Source organism: Pseudomonas sp. NY15364, from assembly GCF_048068235.1.
In the GTDB taxonomy this organism is placed as follows: domain Bacteria; phylum Pseudomonadota; class Gammaproteobacteria; order Pseudomonadales; family Pseudomonadaceae; genus Aquipseudomonas; species Aquipseudomonas mendocina_D.
This window is the reverse complement of sequence record NZ_JBLUPX010000075.1, coordinates 1-1,698: the sequence shown is the minus strand read 5'-3', so window position 1 is coordinate 1,698 and position 1,698 is coordinate 1. Positions and strand designations below refer to the sequence as shown.

The following is a 1,698-nucleotide window of genomic DNA, read 5'->3' as shown; positions in this document are numbered from 1 at the left end:
TGTTGCCGATCTTCACCTTGGATATAGCCCATAAACGACAATGCCCCTATCGACCGATAGAGGCATTGTCTTCACCTTGCACTCAGACTGCTAGGTTTTCACACAGTCTGCAATGGGCGCCATTTTCGTTTCCGCACGAGCGTGATCAGTGGCTCAGGTGCAGGCCGCACTCGCGATTGTCTTCGCCCTTGGTTGGGTCGAAGTAATCGAATTCGTTCGGCAGGTCATGGGCGACCAGGTACTGATACAGATCCTTGGACGACCAGTGCAGCAACGGAGCAACCTTGATCAGACCGTCCGGGTTGATGCTGATCGGCTCCATCTGCGCGCGCACTGCGGTGTCGGTCGCACGCAGGGCGGTGAACCATACGCTCGGAGCGGTCTCGCGTAGGGCGCGGGCGAACGGCTCGAGTTTCACCTCTTCGGTGAACGCGGCGTGGCGCGGATCATCCAGGGCGGGTACCGGGCCATCGATGGCTTCGCGATGCGCACGCGAACGCTTGGGCAGGTAGGTGATGAGGTTGAGGTTGAGCTTGCGTGTCACTTCATCGGCGAAGCGGTAGGTGGCCTCGGTGTTGTAGCCACTGTCCATCCAGACCACCGGGATATCCGGTTTGACCTGGCTGACCATATGCAGGATCACCGCTTCGAAGGGGCGGAAGTTGGTGGTGCAGATGGCGGGTTTGCCCAGTCCGATGGCCCATTGAACCAGCTTTTCTGGCTGGTTGCCGAATTCGGCGTTGAGCGCGTCCAGGTCGAGTTCCATGGTGAGGACTCCAGATCGTGTGCGTGAGGGCGCGATGGTAGCAAAGGCAGGTTATGCGGCTAAATAACTAAGGCGCTTGATGTCCTTCATTCCAGTTATAAGCAGGTCGCATTGCGCCAACCAAGCCCAGCGGCTAGAGTGCCGGCTCCTTTTTGGCTCAACCGAGGAGTGGCCTGTGGAAATCGCGTGTCTCGACCTGGAAGGTGTTCTGGTTCCGGAAATCTGGATCGCCTTTGCGGAAAAAACCGGCATCGAGTCGCTCAAGGCGACCACCCGCGACATCCCCGATTATGACGTGCTGATGCAGCAGCGCCTGCGCATTCTCGATGAGCACGGCCTGAAGCTCAAAGATATCCAGGACGTCATCGCTACCCTGAAGCCGCTCGATGGCGCCGTGGAGTTCGTCGACTGGCTGCGTGAGCGTTTCCAGGTGGTGATTCTCTCGGACACCTTCTATGAGTTCTCCCAGCCGCTGATGCGTCAGCTGGGTTTCCCGACGCTGTTGTGCCACCGCCTGATCACCGACGAGACCGATCGTGTGGTCAGCTACCAACTGCGCCAGAAGGATCCCAAACGCCAATCCGTTCTCGCCTTCAAGAGCCTCTACTATCGTGTGATCGCGGCTGGTGACTCGTACAACGACACCACCATGCTCAGCGAAGCCCATGCCGGCATCCTGTTCCATGCGCCGGAAAACGTGATTCGCGAGTTCCCGCAATTCCCTGCCGTACACACCTTCGAGGCGCTCAAGCAAGAGTTCCTCAAGGCGTCGAATCGCAAGCTGAGTCTGTAACGCCGATGCATGAAAAACGCCGCGAAATCAGACTGTGTGAAAACCTAGCAGTCTGAGTGCAAGGTGAAGACAATGCCTCCATCAGTCGATGGGGGCATTGTCGTTTATGGGCTACATCCAGGGTGAAGGTCGTCAGCAA

The 1,698-nt window shown here is 57.9% G+C and carries 2 protein-coding genes; one reads left to right on the top strand and one right to left on the bottom strand.

Annotated features, from left to right (window positions below):
* Positions 1 to 145: 145 nt before the first annotated feature.
* Positions 146 to 766, bottom strand: a complete 621-nt coding sequence (locus tag ACNFCJ_RS23960; protein ID WP_416773877.1) for a phosphoadenosine phosphosulfate reductase family protein — start codon at positions 764 to 766, stop codon at positions 146 to 148.
* A gap of 175 nt (positions 767 to 941) precedes the next feature.
* On the opposite strand from ACNFCJ_RS23960, the gene thrH reads away from it, so the two are divergent.
* Positions 942 to 1,559: a bifunctional phosphoserine phosphatase/homoserine phosphotransferase ThrH gene (gene thrH / locus ACNFCJ_RS23955; protein WP_099524309.1), complete on the top strand. Its 618-nt coding sequence runs from the start codon at positions 942 to 944 to the stop codon at positions 1,557 to 1,559.
* The last annotated feature ends 139 nt before the right edge of the window (positions 1,560 to 1,698 follow it).